The sequence below is a fragment of the Achromobacter sp. SX5 genome (assembly GCF_056711425.1).
The window spans coordinates 2,816,672-2,833,979 of sequence record NZ_CM160041.1 but is presented as its reverse complement, the minus strand read 5'-3'; the positions used below and the strand labels follow the sequence as shown (position 1 = coordinate 2,833,979).

15 protein-coding genes are annotated in these 17,308 nt (G+C 71.6%); 10 read left to right on the top strand and 5 right to left on the bottom strand.

Annotation, left to right across the window (positions count from 1 at the left end; all coding sequences use genetic code 11):
- The first annotated feature begins 14 nt into the window (after positions 1-14).
- From glgX to treY, 4 genes are read left to right on the top strand one after another with little or no spacing between them, the layout of a single operon-like run.
- On the top strand, positions 15-2,126 hold the full coding sequence (gene glgX, locus AC1M14_RS13390; RefSeq protein WP_111825123.1) for a glycogen debranching protein GlgX: 2,112 nt from the start codon (positions 15-17) through the stop codon (positions 2,124-2,126).
- Complete coding sequence (treZ, locus tag AC1M14_RS13385; protein ID WP_479729783.1) at positions 2,123-3,910, top strand: malto-oligosyltrehalose trehalohydrolase; 1,788 nt, start codon at positions 2,123-2,125, stop codon at positions 3,908-3,910. Before glgX ends, treZ begins: the two co-directional genes overlap by 4 nt.
- Complete coding sequence (gene malQ / locus AC1M14_RS13380) at positions 3,907-5,964, top strand: 4-alpha-glucanotransferase (protein WP_479729782.1); 2,058 nt, start codon at positions 3,907-3,909, stop codon at positions 5,962-5,964. The genes treZ and malQ overlap by 4 nt, the downstream gene beginning before the upstream one ends.
- Entirely contained in the window at positions 5,961-8,585 is a 2,625-nt protein-coding gene (gene treY / locus AC1M14_RS13375) for a malto-oligosyltrehalose synthase (RefSeq protein WP_479731771.1), read from the top strand. Before malQ ends, treY begins: the two co-directional genes overlap by 4 nt.
- A 78-nt stretch (positions 8,586-8,663) precedes the next feature.
- Here the strand turns inward: treY and AC1M14_RS13370 are convergent, their stop codons facing one another.
- Both AC1M14_RS13370 and AC1M14_RS13365 read right to left on the bottom strand, forming a co-directional pair.
- Complete coding sequence (locus tag AC1M14_RS13370; protein ID WP_168202118.1) at positions 8,664-8,831, bottom strand: hypothetical protein; 168 nt, start codon at positions 8,829-8,831, stop codon at positions 8,664-8,666.
- A gap of 150 nt (positions 8,832-8,981) precedes the next feature.
- The gene (locus AC1M14_RS13365) at positions 8,982-9,896 is read right to left on the bottom strand and encodes an EAL domain-containing protein (protein ID WP_102771207.1); all 915 of its coding nucleotides are present in this window, start codon (positions 9,894-9,896) and stop codon (positions 8,982-8,984) included.
- Positions 9,897-10,236: 340 nt separating this feature from the next.
- Here AC1M14_RS13365 and AC1M14_RS13360 point away from each other — a divergent pair, with 340 nt between their 5' ends.
- Complete coding sequence (locus tag AC1M14_RS13360) at positions 10,237-11,070, top strand: universal stress protein (protein WP_102771208.1); 834 nt, start codon at positions 10,237-10,239, stop codon at positions 11,068-11,070.
- Between the two features lie 43 nt (positions 11,071-11,113).
- On the opposite strand, the gene AC1M14_RS13355 is transcribed toward AC1M14_RS13360, so the two are convergent.
- Together AC1M14_RS13355 and AC1M14_RS13350 are read right to left on the bottom strand one after the other, a co-directional pair.
- Positions 11,114-11,266, bottom strand: a complete 153-nt coding sequence (locus AC1M14_RS13355) for a DUF3309 family protein (RefSeq protein ID WP_102771209.1) — start codon at positions 11,264-11,266, stop codon at positions 11,114-11,116.
- A gap of 49 nt (positions 11,267-11,315) precedes the next feature.
- Positions 11,316-11,477: a hypothetical protein gene (locus AC1M14_RS13350; protein WP_181390871.1), complete on the bottom strand. Its 162-nt coding sequence runs from the start codon at positions 11,475-11,477 to the stop codon at positions 11,316-11,318.
- Between the two features lie 100 nt (positions 11,478-11,577).
- On the opposite strand from AC1M14_RS13350, the gene AC1M14_RS13345 reads away from it, so the two are divergent.
- Positions 11,578-12,645 (top strand): DNA topoisomerase IB, encoded by a 1,068-nt coding sequence (locus AC1M14_RS13345; RefSeq protein ID WP_479731770.1) that lies wholly within the window; start codon positions 11,578-11,580, stop codon positions 12,643-12,645.
- On the opposite strand, the gene AC1M14_RS13340 is transcribed toward AC1M14_RS13345, so the two are convergent.
- Complete coding sequence (locus AC1M14_RS13340) at positions 12,631-12,894, bottom strand: hypothetical protein (RefSeq protein WP_102771211.1); 264 nt, start codon at positions 12,892-12,894, stop codon at positions 12,631-12,633. The genes AC1M14_RS13345 and AC1M14_RS13340 overlap by 15 nt on opposite strands.
- 147 nt (positions 12,895-13,041) lie before the next feature.
- On the opposite strand from AC1M14_RS13340, the gene AC1M14_RS13335 reads away from it, so the two are divergent.
- From AC1M14_RS13335 to ligD, 4 genes are all read left to right on the top strand, one after another.
- The gene (locus AC1M14_RS13335) at positions 13,042-13,371 is read left to right on the top strand and encodes a four-helix bundle copper-binding protein (RefSeq protein WP_111825116.1); all 330 of its coding nucleotides are present in this window, start codon (positions 13,042-13,044) and stop codon (positions 13,369-13,371) included.
- Positions 13,372-13,445: 74 nt separating this feature from the next.
- Positions 13,446-13,787, top strand: a complete 342-nt coding sequence (locus tag AC1M14_RS13330; protein WP_102771213.1) for an ElaB/YgaM/YqjD family protein — start codon at positions 13,446-13,448, stop codon at positions 13,785-13,787.
- A 75-nt stretch (positions 13,788-13,862) separates the two neighbouring features.
- Positions 13,863-14,762: a non-homologous end joining protein Ku gene (ku, locus tag AC1M14_RS13325; protein WP_479731769.1), complete on the top strand. Its 900-nt coding sequence runs from the start codon at positions 13,863-13,865 to the stop codon at positions 14,760-14,762.
- 20 nt (positions 14,763-14,782) lie between these two features.
- Positions 14,783-17,251 (top strand): DNA ligase D, encoded by a 2,469-nt coding sequence (gene ligD / locus AC1M14_RS13320; protein WP_479731768.1) that lies wholly within the window; start codon positions 14,783-14,785, stop codon positions 17,249-17,251.
- The last annotated feature ends 57 nt before the right edge of the window (positions 17,252-17,308 follow it).

Here is a 17,308-nt window from a genome sequence, read left to right as displayed (position 1 = left end):
ATGGACCGACCGCTATGGATCCCACGCAACTGACCCGCATCCAGGGCGGCCAGCCCTACCCGCTGGGCGCGACCAGCGACGGGCTGGGCGTCAACTTCGCCGTGTTCTCGGCCAACGCCACGCGCATCGAGCTGTGCCTGTTCGACGCCAAGGCGCGCAAGGAACTGCGCCGCTTCGACCTGCCGGAATGCACCGACGAAGTCTGGCACGGCTATCTGCCCGACGCCCATCCCGGCCTGGTCTACGGTTATCGCGCGCATGGGCCGCACGATCCGCGCAATGGCCACCGCTTCAATCCGCACAAGCTGCTGCTCGACCCCTACGCGCGCCAGCTGACCGGCCCGCTGCGCTGGAGCGATGCGCTGTTCGGCTACCGCATGAACCACGCGCGCGGCGACCTCAGCATCGACCGGCGCGACAGCGCACCCGCCATGCCCAAGGCCATCGTGCCCGAGGAAGCCCCTTTCATCTGGGGCAACAGCCGCCCGCCGGCCACGCCGTGGCAGGACACCATCATCTATGAAGTGCACGTGCGCGGCGCCTCCATGCTGCGCGAAGACCTGCGCCCGCCGCTGCGCGGCACCTGCGCCGCGCTGGCCGATCCGCGCTTTATCGAGCACTTGCAGCGGCTGGGCGTGACCGCGGTGGAGCTGCTGCCGGTGCACGCCTTCCTGCAGGACCGCTTCCTGACCGAACGCGGGCTGCGCAACTACTGGGGCTACAGCACGCTGTCCTACTTCGCGCCCGAGCCGGCCTACCTGCAGCACAACCCGAACGAACTGCGCCAGGCCATCCGCCGGCTGCACGCCGCCGGCATCGAGGTGATACTGGACGTGGTTTACAACCACACCTGCGAAGGCAACGAAATGGGCCCCACCCTGTCCTGGCGCGGGCTGGACAACGCCAGCTACTACCGCCTGGTGCCGGGCGACGAGCGCTACTACATCAACGACACCGGCTGCGGCAACACCGTCAACCTGTCGCACCCGCGCGTGCTGCAGATGGTGACCGACTCGCTGCGCTACTGGGCCAGTTCCTACGGCGTGGACGGATTCCGCTTCGACCTGGGCGTCACGCTGGGCCGCGAAGGCACGGGCTACGATCCCGGCTCCGGATTCTTCGACGCGGTGCTGCAGGACCCGGCGCTGGCCCGGCTCAAACTGATTTCCGAACCCTGGGACGTGGGCCCGGACGGCTACCAGCTCGGCAATCATCCGCCCGGTTTCGCGGAATGGAACGACAAGTTCCGCGACGGCGTGCGCCGCTACTGGCGCGGCGACGACGGCATGCGCGGCGAGATCGCCGCCCGTCTTTGCGGCTCGCGCGAGCTGTTCGACCGCCGCCACCGCCGGCCCTGGGCCACGGTCAACTACGCGGCCTCGCACGACGGCTTCACGCTGGCCGATATCGTGTCCTACGACAACAGCCATAACGAGGCCAACGGCGAGAACGGCAACGACGGGCACGGCGAGAACTACAGCCGCAACTGGGGCGAGGAAGGCCCGACCCAGGACGCCGCCATCCTGGAAACCCGGGCGCTGGCGGCGCGCGCCATGCTGGCCTGCGTGTTGCTGTCGGACGGCACCCCCATGCTGCTGGCCGGCGACGAATTCGGCAACAGCCAGGACGGCAACAATAATGCGTACTGCCAGGACAACGCGGTGTCGTGGCTGGACTGGACCCAGGCGCAGAGCGACGCGGGGCGCGAACTGACGCGTTACGTCGCGCGCCTGGTCGCGCTGCGCCGCGCCCATCCCAGCGTGCGCGCCGCCCGCTACAGCGACGCCGCCCGCGAGCCCAGCCCGGGCGTGGCCGCCATCGCCTGGTTCGACGCCGCCGGCGCGCCGCTGGACCAGGCGGCGTGGGACGCCGAACAGGAACGCGTGCTGGCGCTGCGCCGCGCCGCCTCGCGCGAAGACGGCGGCGTCGACCTCACCCTGCTGCTGCTCAACCCGGGCGACGAGGCCGCGGTGTTCACGCTGCCCGCGCCGGCCGCGGCCTGGATACGCGAACTGGATTCGGCCACGCTGGCCCCGGCCGCGCCGCTGGCCGACGCCGCGGTCACGGTGGCGGCGCACAGCGTGGTGCTGCTGGCGGCCGCGCAGCTGAACGGAGACGCATCATGACGGCGGCCGGCGGCGGTTTCGGCGCCACGCTGCTCGACAGCGGCGTGACGCGCTTCCGGCTGTGGGCCCCCACCGCGCCGGCGGGCCTGGCGCTGGAGGTCGAAGGCCATGCCCCCATCGCGCTGCGCCCGGGCGCCGACGGCTTCGTGCAGGCGGACGTCGATTGCCCGCCCGGCGCGCGCTACCACTACCGGCTGGACGCCGATACCGTCATGCCCGATCCGGCCTCGCGCCTGCAGGACGGCGACGTGCACGGCGACAGCATCGTGGTCGCGCCCGACGGCTATCCCTGGCGCCACCCGGACTGGCGCGGCCTGCCCTGGGAACAGAGCGTGCTTTACGAAACGCACGCCGGCCTGGAAGGCGGCTACGCGCAGCTGGAGGCGCGCCTGCCGGCGCTGGCCGCGCTGGGCGTCACGCTGCTGGAACTGATGCCCATCGCCGATTTTCCCGGCCCGCGCAATTGGGGCTATGACGGCGTGCTGCCCTATGCGCCCGACACCGCCTACGGCACGCCCGAGGAGCTGAAGCGGCTGATCGACACCGCTCACGGCCTGGGCATGGGCGTGATGCTGGACGTGGTCTACAACCACTTCGGGCCGGACGGCAACTATCTGGCGCGCTACGCCGCGCCCTTCTTCCGCAAGGACGCGCACACGCCCTGGGGCGACGCCATCGACTTCCGCCAGCCGGCGGTCAGCCAGTTCTTCAAGGACAACGCGGTGTACTGGCTGACCGAGTACCGCTTCGACGGCCTGCGGCTGGACGCCGTGCACGCCATCGTCGGCCACCGGTGGCTGCACGAGTTGGCGGCCGAGGTGCGCCGCCGCGTCCCGGCCGAACGCCGCGTGCATCTGGTGCTGGAAAACGACGACAACCGCGCCAGCCTGCTTTGCGGCGACTATGACGCCCAATGGAACGACGACGCGCACCACGTGCTGCACCATCTGCTGACCGGCGAAACCCAGGGCTACTACGCCGACTACGCCGATCGCCCGGCCGAGGCGCTGGCGCGCTGCCTGTCCGAGGGCTGGCTCTACCAGGGGCAGCCCTCCCCCTACCGCGGCGGCGAGCCGCGAGGCGAGCCCAGCGCCGGCCTGCCGCCGACCGCCTTCGTGCTGTTCCTGCAAAACCACGACCAGACCGGCAACCGCGCCTTCGGCGAACGCCTGACCAGCCTGGTCGACGAGCCGGCGCGGCTGCGCGCCGCGGTCGCGCTGCAGCTGCTGGCGCCGCAGATTCCCTTGATCTTCATGGGCGAGGAACACGGCTCGCGCACGCCTTTTCTTTATTTCACCAGCCATGCCGATCCGGCGCTGGCGCAGGCCGTGCGCGACGGCCGGCGGCGCGAGTTCGCGCGCTTCGCGCAGTTTGCGGGGGCCGACGCGGCGCGGCGCCTGCCCGACCCGAACGACCCCGCGACCTGGCTGGCCAGCCACGCCGAACCCGGCGACGACGCGCGGCAATGGCTGGAGACCTATACCGCCCTGCTGCAGCTGCGCGCCCGCCTGATCGCGCCCAGGCTGGCCGGCGCGGTCAGCCTGGGCGCCAGCGCCGTGGGCCGCCACGGCGTGTTCGCGCGCTGGCGGCTGGCCGACGGCGCGCGGCTGGAGGTCTACGCCAACCTGGGGCCGCGCCGCCTGCCGCTGCCGCAGGCGCTGCTGCCGGGCGCGGACCTGTACGCCACGCTGCTGTTCGAATCCCTGGCCGGCGGACGCGATGGCCTGGCGCGCGGCGAACTTTGCGGCGACACCACCGTGTGGCTGCTGGAGGAGCCGGCATGAGCGCGGACGACGCTTTGTCGGCGCTGGCCGCCAGGGCCGGCATCGCGGAACACTGGACCGACGCGCGCCAGCGCCCGCAGCGCGTCTCGCCCGACGCCTTGCGGGCGCTATTGGCCGCCCTGGGCCTGCCCGCGGCCAGCGCCCGAGACATACGCGAAAGCGCGGACCGGCTGGACGAGGAAGCGGCGCGGCTGCCGCCGCTGCTCGCGGCGCGCGCCGGCGATCCGCTGAAACTGCCGCGCGACGCGCGCGGCGCGTATCAGATCCGCTGCGAGTCCGGCCGTTTGATCGAGGGCGCGGCCGGCCCCTTGCTGACCGCGCCCGACGAGCCGGGCTATCACGCGTTGTCCTTCGCTTCGGGACAGGACGCGGTGCTGGCGGTCGCGCCGCGCCGCACGCCGGGCATGGCGGAGCTGACCGGACAGGCCCGTCCGCGCAGCTGGGGCCTGTGCGCGCAGGTCTACAGCCTCCGGCGCGCGCCGGTCCCGGGCGGGCCGCAGCCGGAGGACGACTTCGGCGACTTCGGCGCGCTGCGCGAACTGGCGCGGCTGGCCGGCGCCCAGGGCGCCGACGCGCTGGCCATCAGCCCGGTGCACGCCATGTTTGCGGCGCAACCGGCGCGTTGCAGCCCCTACGCGCCGTCCAGCCGCTTGTTCCTGAACACGCTGTACGCCAATCCGGTGGCGGTGCTGGGCGCCGCGGCGCTGCGCCGCGCCCAGGTCGAGGAACCCGGCGGATACGGCGCGGCGCCCTGGATAGACTGGCCCCACGCGGGCGCGCGGCGCCAGCGCCTGCTGCGCGCCCTGCACCGCCAGTTCCAGGCGGTGGCCGCGACCGACCTGCGCCAGCAATACGCGCGCTTCTGCGCCGCGCAAGGCCAGGCGCTGCGGGATCACGCGGTGTTCGAAGCGCTGCACGCGGCGCGCGGCGGCGAGGATACGTCCTGGCCGCAATGGCCGGCGCAATGGCGCGACCCCGAGTCGCCTTGCGTGCGCCGCTTTGCCCGCCTCCATGCCCAGGAGGTGGATTTCCATTGTTTCGCGCAATGGCTGGCGGCCGAAAGCCTGGCGCAGGCGCACGCCGCGGGCCGCGAGGCCGGCATGCGGATCGGCCTGGTGGCCGACCTGGCGGTGGGCGACAGTCCGGACGGCAGCCACGCCTGGTCGCGCCAGGCCGACCTGATGCCGCGCATGGCCATCGGCGCGCCGCCCGATATCCATAACCCGCAGGGGCAGAACTGGGGCCTGACCGCATTCTCGCCGCGCGCGCTGGCGGCTTCCGGCTACGCCGCCTTCATCGACATGCTGCGCGCCACCCTGGCGCACGCCGGCGGCGTGCGCATCGACCATATCCTGGGCATGGCCCGGCTGTGGCTGGTGCCCGATGGCGCGCCGGCCGGCGGCGGCGCCTATCTGCGCTATCCGCTCGGCACGCTGCTGGCGCTGACGGCGCTGGAAGCGTGGCGGCACCGCGCGCTGGTGATAGGCGAGAACCTGGGCACGGTGCCCGCGGGCTTCGACGACACGCTGGCCGCGCACGGGGTGCTGGGCATGGACGTGCTGTGGTTCATGCGCCGGCCCGGCGAATCCGCCCCGTTCCTGCCCGCAAGCGCGTGGCCGCCGGCCGCCGCGGCCATGACGACCACGCACGACCTGCCCACGCTGCGCGGCTGGTGGGCCGGCCACGACATAGACTGGCGCGCCCGCCTCGGCCTGCTGGGCCCGGGACAAAGCGCCGACACGCTGCGCCGCGAACGCGCCGCCGACCGTGCGCTGCTGGCGCAGGCCATCGGCGCCGACGAGCGCACGGCGCCCGCCGCGCCGCCCGTGCCCGCGCTGCTGCGCTTCGTGTCTTCCGCGCCCTGCCCGCTGCTGCTGGCGCCGATGGAGGACCTGGCCGGAGCACTGGACCAGCCCAACATGCCCGGCACCATAGACCAGCATCCGAACTGGCGCCAGCGCCTGCCGCTGGACAACCGCGCCTGCTTCGAAGAGTCCGGCGCGCGGCTGCGGCTGGACGCGCTGCGCGCCGGCCGCGAGCGAGGCCCGCCATGACCGCCCCACGCGCCACCATCCGCCTGCAATTGCACGCCGGCTTCACGCTGGACGACGCCTGCGCGCGCGTGGGCTATTACGCGGACCTGGGCGTCAGCCACCTGTACCTGTCGCCCATCACCCGCGCGCGCGCCGGCTCCACCCACGGCTATGACGTGATCGACCACGGCTGCGTCAATCCCGAGCTGGGCGGCGAGCCGGCGCTGCGGCGCCTGGCGCAGGCGGCCCGCGGCCGCGGGCTCGGGCTGATCGCCGACATCGTGCCCAACCACATGGCCGCCCACCCGGACAACCGCTGGTGGCGCGACGTGCTGGCGCACGGCGCCGCCAGCGCGCACGCGCGCTGTTTCGACATCGACTGGGACCCGCCGGACGCCGCGCTGCGCGGCAAGGTGCTGCTGCCGGTGCTGGCCGAGCCCTATGGCGAGGCGCTGGCGCGCGGCGCGATCCGGCTGCGCCACGATCCGGACGGCGGCGCGCCCGCGCTGGAGGCCGCCGGCGCGCTGTATCCCGTGGCCGCGCCCTCGATTCCGCGCGGCCTGTCCGGCGCGTCGCTGGAGGATATGTACGACCCCGCGCGGGACGCGGGCCGCCGGCGCCTGCACGAACTGCTGGAACGCCAGCATTACCGGCTGGCGTGGTGGCGCACCGCGCCCGACCAGATCAACTGGCGCCGCTTTTTCGAAATCAGCGAACTGGTGGGCGTGCGCGTCGAGGACGAAGCGGTGTTTGAGGCGGTCCACGCGATGGTGCTGCGGCTATACGCCGAGGGCATCCTGGACGGCCTGCGCATCGACCACATCGACGGGCTGGCCGCGCCGGGAGCCTATCTGCGCCGCCTGCGCCAGCGCCTGGCCCGCGCCGGCGAGCCCTATGTGGTGGTGGAAAAAATCCTGGCCCCCGAAGAAAGCCCGGACCCGCGCTGGCGGACGGACGGCACCACCGGCTACGACTTCATGGACCAGGTCGGCGCGCTGCTGCACGCCCCGGACGCCGAAGCGCCGCTGCGCGTATTCTGGCAGGCCCTGACGGGCGACGTGCGCGCCCCGCGCGAGCAGCTGGAAGCCGCGCGCCGCCGCATGCTGGCGCGCCATTTTCCGTCGGAACGACTGGCGCTGGCGCGCTGCCTGGCGCGCATCGCCCGCCAGGACCTGCGCACCCGCGACTGGAGCGCGCAGGCCATCGACCGCGCGCTGTCGGCCGTGCTGACGGCATTTCCCGTCTACCGCAGCTATGCCGAAGACGGCGGGCGCGGCCAGGCCGACCGCCGCGTATGCCGCGCCGCCTTCGCGCGCGCGGCGCAACTGCTGCCGGCCCCGGCCGGCGGCGCCGACGCGGCCTTGCTGGAATTGCTGGACGGGTGGCTGGACGGCTCGCCGGGACCGGACCCCGAGGCCCGCGCGCTGGCCTTGCGCCGCTTCCAGCAACTGACCCCGCCGTTGGCCGCCAAGGCGCTGGAAGACACGCTGTTCTACCGTTACGGACCGCTGCTGTCGCGCAACGAGGTCGGCGCCGCGCCCGACTGCTTTGCGCTGGCGCCGGCCGAGTTCCTGGCGCGCACGCAGGCGCGCGCCCAGGCGCATCCGCGCGCCATGCTGGCCACCGCCACGCACGACCACAAGCGCGGCGAAGACGCGCGCGCCCGCCTGGCCGCGCTGAGCGAAATGCCGCAGCGCTGGCGCGATACCGCGCTGCGCTGGATACAGGCGCTGCCCGCGGCGAACGACGCGCCGACGCTGGCCGACCGCTATCTGCTGGTGCAGACCCTGGTGGGCGCGTGGCCGGCCGATTGGGGCGCGGGCGACGACATGCCGGACGACGCGGCGCTAGCGGACTGGTTCGGGCGCATCGGGCAATGGCAGACCAAGGCGCTGCGCGAAGCCAAGCTGCACACCAGCTGGACCGATCCGGACCCAGCCTACGAGGACGCCGCCCAGGGCCTGCTGGACTTCCTGCGCGCCGATCCCGCGGGCCGCGGATTGCTCGAAGAGATCGCCGCGTTCGCCGCCGGACTGGCGCCCGCCGGCATGGTCAACAGCCTGGTCCAGACCCTGCTGCGCAATACGCTGCCGGGCGTGCCGGACCTGTATCAGGGCACGGAGCTGTGGGACTTCAGCCTGGTCGATCCCGACAACCGCCGCCCGGTGGACTACGCCCGCCGCGAGGCGCTGCTGGCGCAGGCGCGTGCGGCTTCGGCCCCGGACCTGTCGGACGCGGCCTGGCGCAGCGGCGCGGTCAAGCTGGCGCTGATCCAGCGGCTGCTGGCGGCGCGCGCGCGCACGCCCGCGCTGTACGCCGGCGCCGATTGCGAGGCGGTGCCCGTGCACGGCCCCCGGTCCGGCCAGGTGCTGGCCTGGCTGCGCCGCCACGCCGACGGCGACGTGCTCATCGTCGCGCCGCATCTGTGCGCACTGGCGCTGGCGGACTATGCGCGCGGCCGCGCCGACGCCGCGCGAGGCTACTGGGCCGATACGGTGCTGCGCCTGCCTGCCGCCCGCTGGCGCAACGCGCTGGACGGCCGGCGCATGACGCTGCTGGCCGACGGCAGCCTGCCGCTGGCCGAAGCGCTGCGCGACCTGCCGGTGGCGCTCTGCCTGTCGGGGCCGCCTGGCGATGAATAGATAAAGGCCCTGCCCGGCAACCCGGACAGGGCCTGCGCCAGCGTCGCGCCTTGCGGCGCGGCGCGCGGCCTTGGGGCGTCAGCGCGGCATCTTGCTTTGCTGCCCCGGCGCATGGCCTTGCTGCTGGCGGCCCTTGTCGGCCTGCTGGCCGGATTGCTGCCCCGGCTGGCGACGGTCCCGCTGGTCTTCCTGGCTCTGCTGTTTCTGGGGCTGCTTCTGCTGGTCGGGCTGGTTCTGAGTCGACATTGCACGTCTCCTGATGAAGCGGACACACTCCGCCGGACTATGCAGAGCAACCCGCGTGCCCAAGGCCGACGGCCGGGCAACCCGACATGCAAGAGGGAAAAAACGCCAAGGACCGCGCGCCGGCCCGGTAAATTCTGCGCGGGCGCGCCGCTATTGCGTGGTGACGTGGCGCGTGCGACGCGCCGGCGGCGCGTCCTGGCGGGCGTCGTCATAGGCGTCCAGCCAGGTCGAGGCGTACGGGATGGGCGCGGCCAGCGCCTCGCCGCGCTCGCGCTGCGTGCGCAGGCGCATCATCAGTTCGTCCAGCGGCATGGGCCGGCCCAGCGCGAAGCCCTGCCCGTAGCGGCAGCCCGCGGCGCGCAGCGCGGGAATGTCGGCCACGTTCTCCACCCCTTCGGCGACCACCCGCCGGCCCAGCCGGTTGGCCAGCTCGGCCGCCGCCCGCAGCACCTCGAACGCTACGGCGCTGCGCCGCATACGGGTGACGAAATACTGGTCGATCTTGACTTCGGACAGCGGAATGGCCGAGAGCAGTTTCAGCGACGCGTGGCCGGTGCCGAAATCATCCAGGCTGACCTCGCAGCCCGCGTTCTCCAGCTTGAGCAGCGCCGCGCGCAGCACGTCGAGTTCGCGGATCGGCTGGTCTTCGGTGAGCTCCACGCGCAGCAGCGAAGCCGGCAGTTCGGCGGCGTGGATGCGGCCCAGCAGGAAGTCCACCGCGCGCTCGTCCGACAGCGTGGACGCGGGCGCATTGACCGCGAGGGGCACCGCGATGCCGGCGCGCCTGAGGGTGAGCAGCATGTCGATCGCGCGCAGGGACACGCGCTCGAAGAAGGCCCTGTCCAGGCCCAGCCGGTTGATTGCGGGAATGAATTCGCCGGGCATGACGATGCCCAGTCTCGGATGATGCCAGCGCGCCAGCGCCTCGGCCGACACGATACGGCCCGTCAACAGGTCCACCTGCGGCTGCAGCAGCACGCGCAGCCCATCCTTGCCATTTACCAATGCGGCGATCTCGTCGTCGCTCGCCACCGAGCCTGTGGAAGCCTCGTGATTCGACGTCATGCCGACGCTCCTTGCGTGCCACCGGGCAGAGCCTGCGCTGTCCGGGCGCAGAAAGCGGCACATTTGGACATGAGTATTCCCAGCTACAGCGTTTTTTATGCGATTTCCTATGTTTGTTCCAGGCAAATTTTCATATTTGACGCGGCAAAGATACAGAAGTGTGTCCATATGTACTCCGGCGGTCTTTAACGCGATGGCCGACACTTTTGGTTGCCAATGCGATGGCGGGGAGTTGCGGCCGTTCGTGGAAACTGAGTACGGGTTGACCCTTATCAAGGGCCGATCGCACCGAACGCGCAACCATGTTGTTGACCGATCACGTTCAACCCAGGAGGCCATCATGTACCGCCGCATTTCCGTACACCTCGATCACGGATTCGACTGTAAGCGCCGCACCGACGCCGCGCTCGGGCTGGCCCGCCGCCACAAGGCCGAGCTCGTCGGCATTTACGCCAACGCCGCGCCGCCGCAGTACTACTACGGCGAATCGGTGCTGATGTCGCGCGCCGCCAGCGTCATGGAGCAACTGCAGACCCAGAGCCGCGATGCGGTGCTGAACGGCTTTCTCGCCTCCGCCGCGGCCGCCGACGTGCCGGCGGCGGTGCGCGCCGGCGAAGCCTCGCCCAGCGCCACCGTCGCGGCGCTGGGCCGCGCCAGCGACCTCATCGTCGTCAGCCAGGAGAACCGCGAAGACGTCGAAGCCGCGCACGAGATCGAGTTCGTCGAGCAGACGCTGCTGACGGCCGGCCGTCCGGTGCTGGTGGTGCCGTCCATCGGCGCCTTCCCGGTCATCGGCGAGCGCGTGCTGTGCTGTTGGGATGGCAGCCGCGAAGCCGCCCGCGCGCTGGCCGACGCCGCGCCCATGCTGCGCCTGGCTTCGACCCTGATCGTGCTGACCATGGAGGAAGGCGAGTCGCGCGGCAAGGCGCAGATCGCGTTCGAGGACCTGGCCAGCTTCTGCGAAGCCCACGGCATGCCGGCACCCGAGCACGTGCGCCGCGACGTCAAGGGCGTGGGAGTGGGCAGCACCATCCTGAACGCGGCCGCGGACTTCAGCGCGGACCTGCTCGTCATGGGCGCCTATGGCCACAGCAAGCTGCGCCAGTGGGCGCTGGGCGGCGCCACCGCGTCGATCCTGAAAAACATGACCTTGCCGGTCATGTTCTCCCACTAGCGGGAACCGGGCGCGCGGTGTCCGCGCGCCCGCCGCCGCGCGCCTACAAGCGTCCGGTCAGCAGCATCACGATCAACACGATCAGCAGAATGCCCAGGATGCCGCTGGGGAAGTAGCCCCAGCCCCTGCTGTACGGCCAGGCCGGCACGGCGCCTATCAGCAGCAGGATGAGGATGATCAGCAGAATGGTCGACATGGCGACTCCTCGTCTTTATCGATTCGAGTTCTGGAACGACGGGCGGACATCACTTCCCGGGCGGGGTGATTTCCTTGCCGGGCGGCGACAGCGGGGGCAGATCGACGTCCGGTTCGTCGGTATCGGGGTCCACGGGCAGGTCGCCCGGCGGCGAACCCGGCGGAATCGGATCGGGTTTGGGTGGGACGTGCATATGGAAAAAAGTTTGCATGGCGGCCTCCTTCGGGAATCCCAGCCGCTTGCAGCAAGCGGCGTGCCCGGGCACGCGGGATGCTGCTTGCCGCGCTTCCTTCCACGCCTGCCCTGCCCGCATGAAATCCGTCCGCTCCACCGCTGCGTCCGCGCCGTCCGCCACCGCCGAGGCGGGCCTGGTCTATGTCGACGACGCCCGGCCCGGCTATACCCGAATGCGGGTCAACGGCCGCGCCTTCGCCTATCTGGACACGCAGGGACGCCGCATCCGCGACGCGGCAGAAATCGCGCGCATCGACGCGCTGGCGATACCGCCGGCCTATGAAAACGTGTGGATCTGCCCCACCCCGCGCGGACATCTGCAGGCCACGGGCCGCGATGCGCGCGGCCGCAAGCAGTACCGCTACCACTCCGACTGGACCGCGGTGCGCGACGCCGACAAATACCAGAGCCTGGCGGCCTTCGGGCTGGCGCTGCCGCGCGTGCGCAGGCGCGTGCAGCGCGACCTGGCCGCGCCCGGGCTGTCGCAGGACAAGGTCATCGCCACGCTGGTGCGGCTGCTGGAGACCACGCTGATCCGCATCGGCGCGCGCGAATACGCGCGCCAGAACCGTTCCTACGGCCTGACCACGCTCAAGCGCCGCCACGCCAGCGTGGCCGGCGGCCGCATCCGTTTCCGCTTTCACGGCAAGAGCGGCGTGGCGCACGACGTCAGGCTGGCCGACCGGCGCGTGGCGCGCGTGATCAAGCGCTGCATGGACATTCCGGGGCAGCAGCTGTTCCAGTACCTGGACGATGAAGGCGAGAGCCATCCGGTGGATTCGGGCGCGGTCAACGCCTATTTGCGCGAGGCCGGCGCGGGCGATTTCACCGCCAAGCATTACCGCACCTGGGCGGGTTCGGTGCTGGCCTTCGCCGCGCTGCAACGCCGTCCCGAGCCGGACCCGGCCCGCGCCCGCCAGGCGGTGGTGGAGGTCATCCGCCAGGTGGCGCAGCGCCTGGCGAACACGCCGGCCGTGTGCCGCGCCTGCTATGTGCATCCGGCCATCCTGGAGGCCTATCTGGAAGGCCGGCTGCCGCCGCGCGCACGCGCGCCGGACGGCCCGCGCGGGCTGGACGCCGACGAGCGCCGGCTGCTCGCCTTTCTGCAACGAGGCGGCCCCGGGCCTGGCTCAAAGAATCGATGAACGCGCGTTCTTGGCGCGCGGCTGCGGCGCCGAGCCGTCGGCCCAATTCGATTCGGTGCGATTGTCCACCACGGCGCGCCGGTCGCGCGCGGCTTCGTCCGGTGTCGAGGCGTCCGGCTTGTCCGGCATGCGCGGAACGTCGACGGGACCGCGAGGCGGCAGTATCTTAACGTTGTCTTGCGCGCCGTCCTGTGGCCCCTTGCGGGCGCGGGCGGACTTGCCATGTCCGGATTTGGCTGCGGGTTTCATGCGTATCTCCTTCCGGTTCCGGTCTTTCATGCTACGGCGTCGCGTGCGCCGGAAAAGCCCCCGGCGCGGCGAAATTGCAAGCGGATGTGCCCGCCCCGGCCGGGCACGCCGATTGCCGGCAGGCACGGCGGCTCACAAGGAGATGCAATGCGAGACTCAAATTTCGGCCTGTGTGTGCAAGCCTGCTACGAATGCGCCGTGGCCTGCGACGCGTGCGCCGCGATGTGCCTGCGGGAAGACGCCGCCGGCATGCAGCGGGCCATCGGCCTGTGCACGGATTGCGCCGCCGTCTGCCGGCTGTGCGCGGCCATGCTGGCGCGCGACGGCGAGTTCGCCAAGGGGCTGTGCGCCTTGTGCGCCCAGCTCTGCGACGCCTGCGCCCGCGCGTGTTCGGCGTCGCCGGCGCAGCATTGCCAGATCTGCGCCGGCGCCTGCCTGGGCTGCGCGCTGGCCTGCCGCGACATGCTCGGGCCCTGATCCCGACCCGTCTTGCGCGCCGTCCCGGGCCGGCTTGCAAGACGCTTTTCCAGCCCGACCGCCAGGAGCTTGCGATGGCCACTACCAACACCCCCCTGCCCTCCGATTTTCCCGAGAACGGCCCGGACAACAGCAGCCTGCGCCGCCGCGCGCGGCATCCGGAATCCTGGATCGACGAACTGGAGGCCACCCTCAACGATAAGGAAGCCACCGATCTGGAGGCGCTGCGCGAGCGGCTGTCGGAGCAGCTGCGCGCCACCCGGCGCAGCCTGCGCGACGCTTCCGACAATGCGGGCGACCTGATGCGCGAAACCATCGATTGCACCGAGGAGTACATCCATGCCCGGCCGTGGCAGGCGATCGGGCTGGTGGCCGGCGCGGCCTTTCTGTTCGGCGTGGTGGTCGGCCGCCAGTAGCGCGGCCGCGGCCGCATGCCCGGCGCCGGGCATGCGGCTTGCTGCTCATCGCGTCCCCGACCTCTGGAGGCGGCCATGCCGCGTACCATCTGGAAAGGCGCGATCTCGTTCGGCCTGGTGCACGTGCCCATCGTGGTGCATGCGGCCACGCGGCCGCAGCGCCTGGATTTCGACTGGATAGACCGGCGCGACGACGCGCCCGTCGGCTACCAGCGCATCAACAAGCGCACCGGCAAGCCGGTCGCCTCGGAAGACATCGTCAAGGGCTACGAGTACGAAAAAGGCGAATACGTCTACATGAACGACGAGGACTTCAAGCGCGCCAACGTCGCCGCCACCCAGACGGTGGAGATCCAGGGTTTCGTCGACGCCGCCGAAGTGCCGATCTATTACTACGACACCCCTTACTACCTGGCGCCGGACCGGCGCGGCGAAAAAGGCTACGTGCTGTTGCGCGAGGTGCTGCGCCAGGCCGGCAGGCTGGGGCTGGCGCGCGTGGTGCTGCACACGCGCCAATACCTGTGCGCGCTGCTGCCGCAGGGCGACGCCCTGATGCTGATCACGCTGCGCTACGCCGGCGAGATCCTGTCGGCCGAGGACCTGGACCTGCCCGCCGGCAAGACCGCCGCGCCGGCCGCGCGCGAACGCGACATGGCGTTGCGGCTGGTCGAGGACATGACCGGCCCCTGGGACCCGCAGGCCTATCGCGACGATTATCGCGAAGACCTGCTGGCGGCCATCGAAAAGAAGATCAAGGCCGGCCGCACCCACGTGCTGGCCGAAGCCGAGGACGGCGCGAAGGCGCCGCGCGAATCGGCCAAGGTGATAGACCTGATGTCGCTGCTCAAGCAGAGCATCGAGCAGCGCGGCGGCGCCCGCAAGGCGCCGGCCAAGCGCGCCGCGCCGAAGAAAAAGCCCGCCGCCAAGAAAACTGCCGCCAAGTCCGGCGCGTCCGCCAGGCGCAAGGCGGCGTGAGCCGGTCATAAGGAGTCCCCATGAGCGAACCGCTGGCCCAGTACCGCAGGATGCGCGACTTCACCGGCACCCGCGAACCCGCCGGCAAGGCGCCGCGTGCGCGCCGCGCCGGCGACCTGTCCTTCGTGGTCCAGCGCCACGAGGCGCGCGCGCTGCACTACGACTTCCGCCTGGAACTCGACGGCGTGCTGGTGAGCTGGGCCGTGCCCAAGGGCCCCAGCCGCGATCCGGACGTCAAGCGCCTGGCCATCAAGGTCGAGGACCACCCGGTCGAATACGGCAAGTTCGAGGGCGACATCCCCAAGGGCCACTACGGCGCCGGCCACGTGGACATCTGGGACCGCGGCACCTGGACGCCGGACGGCGATCCCAGGCGCGGACTGGCGCGCGGCCATCTGCGCTTCACGCTGCACGGCGGCACCCTGAACGGCGCCTGGGCCCTGCTGCGCCTGGGCAAGGAAGACAAGCAATGGCTGCTGCGCAAGCTGGACGACGACGCGGCGCTCGAAGGCGATGACGCCGAGGCGGCCCGCAAGGCCGAGGCGAAAAAGCCCGTCAAGGCGGCGAAGACGACGAAAACGACCAAAAGCGCCCGGCCGGCCACGCGCCGCGCGGCGCTGCCGGCCACGCTCGCGCCGCAACTGGCCACGCTGGTCGAGGCCCCGCCGCAGGGAACGGGCTGGTCCTACGAGGTCAAGTACGACGGCTATCGCATCCTGTGCCGCGTGCACGGCGGACGCGCGCGCCTGGTCAGCCGCAGCGGCATCGACTGGACCGCGCGCATGGCCGTGCTGGCCGACGCCCTGGATGCGCTGGACCTGCCCGACGGCTGGATCGACGGCGAGGTGGTCTGCCTGGACGAGCGCGGCATATCGGACTTCCAGCTGCTGCAGAACGCGCTGGACGGCCGCACCCAGGACCTGTCGTTCATGGCCTTCGACCTGCCCTACTGGGACGGCGAGGACCTGCGCGATCTGCCCCTGTCCGAGCGCCAGGCGCGCCTGGAGCAGGTGCTGGCCGCGCTGCCGGACGGCGTCCCCTTGCAGATGACGCAGCGCCTGGAGGTGGCCGACGGCACCGAAGGACGCGCGGCCTGGTCCGAAGCCTGCCGGCTGAGCCTGGAAGGACTGATCTGCAAGCGCCTGGATTCGCGCTACGTGGCGGGCCGGGGCACGGCCTGGCTGAAACTCAAGTGCCGGCCGCGCCAGGAATACGTGATCGGCGGCTACACCGCGCCGGCCGGCGCGCGCAAGCATTTCGGCGCGCTGCTGGTGGGCCTGCGCAAGGGTCGGAAGCTGGAATACGCGGGCCGCGTCGGCACCGGCTTCACCGCCGCCACCCTGGCCTCGCTCTACAAGAAGCTGCACGCGCTGGAGACGGACGCCAGCCCGTTCGCGGGCGAGCTGCCCGGCCCCGGGCGCTACGGGCAGAGCGCGGGCGAAATCCATTGGGTCAAGCCGGAACTCGTGGCGGAAATCCGCTACGCCAGCGTCACCCAGGACAAGCTGCTGCGCCAGGCTTCCTTCGTCGGGCTGCGCGAGGACAAGCCGGCCAGCGAGGTCGAGGGCGAACGGGTAGCCCCCCCGCCCGAGCCCCCCGCCGCCAGGACGGACAAGGCCGCCGACAAGGTGGGCCAGGTCCGCATCACGCATCCGGGCCGGGTCATCATGCACGATCCGGACACCACCAAGCTGGACCTGGCGCGCTATTACGAGTCGGCCGGCGATCTGATCCTGCCGCATCTGCGGGGCCGGCGCATCGCGCTGCTGCGCTGCCCGGACGGCACCGACGCCACCTGCTTTTTCCAGAAGCACATCAGCGGCCGGCTGCCCGAGGGCCTGGAACGCGACGGCGAACACCTGCTGATCCGCTCGCTGGAAGGCGTGCTGGCCATGGTGCAGCGCGGCGTCATCGAGTTCCATACCTGGGGCGCGCGCCAGCCGCGGCCCGACGAGCCGGACCGCATCACCATAGACCTGGACCCGGGCCCCGACGTGCAATGGCAGGCGGTCGCCGAAGGCGCGCAGCTGGCGCGCGGCCTGATGCAGGAAATCGGCCTGACGCCGTTCCTGAAGACCACCGGCGGCAAGGGCCTGCACCTGGTCGCGCCGATCCGCGCGACCCAGCCCTGGGACGTGGTCAAGGGCCTGGCGCGCGCGCTGGCCGACGAACTGGCGCGGGTCATCCCCGAGCGCTACACCTCCAATATGTCCAAAGTGCGCCGCCACGGGCGCATCTTCGTGGACTATCTGCGCAACGGCAACGGCGCCACCGCCATCGCGGCCTACTCGGCGCGCGCCCGCGCCGGCGCGCCGGTGTCGCTGCCCGTGGGCTGGGACGCGCTGGAATCCGGACGCGACTGGCGCGGCGCGGCCTGCAATATCCGCAACGCGGTCGAGCTGGCGCGCGAACTGGGCGATCCCTGGCAAGGCTACGAAGCGGCCCGCAAGACGGTGGGCCCGCGCATGCTGAAGAAACTGGGCCTGTAGCGCCGGCCGGCGCGGGAACGCGGATTGCTCGGTGGGTGCAGACACGCACCCAGGAGA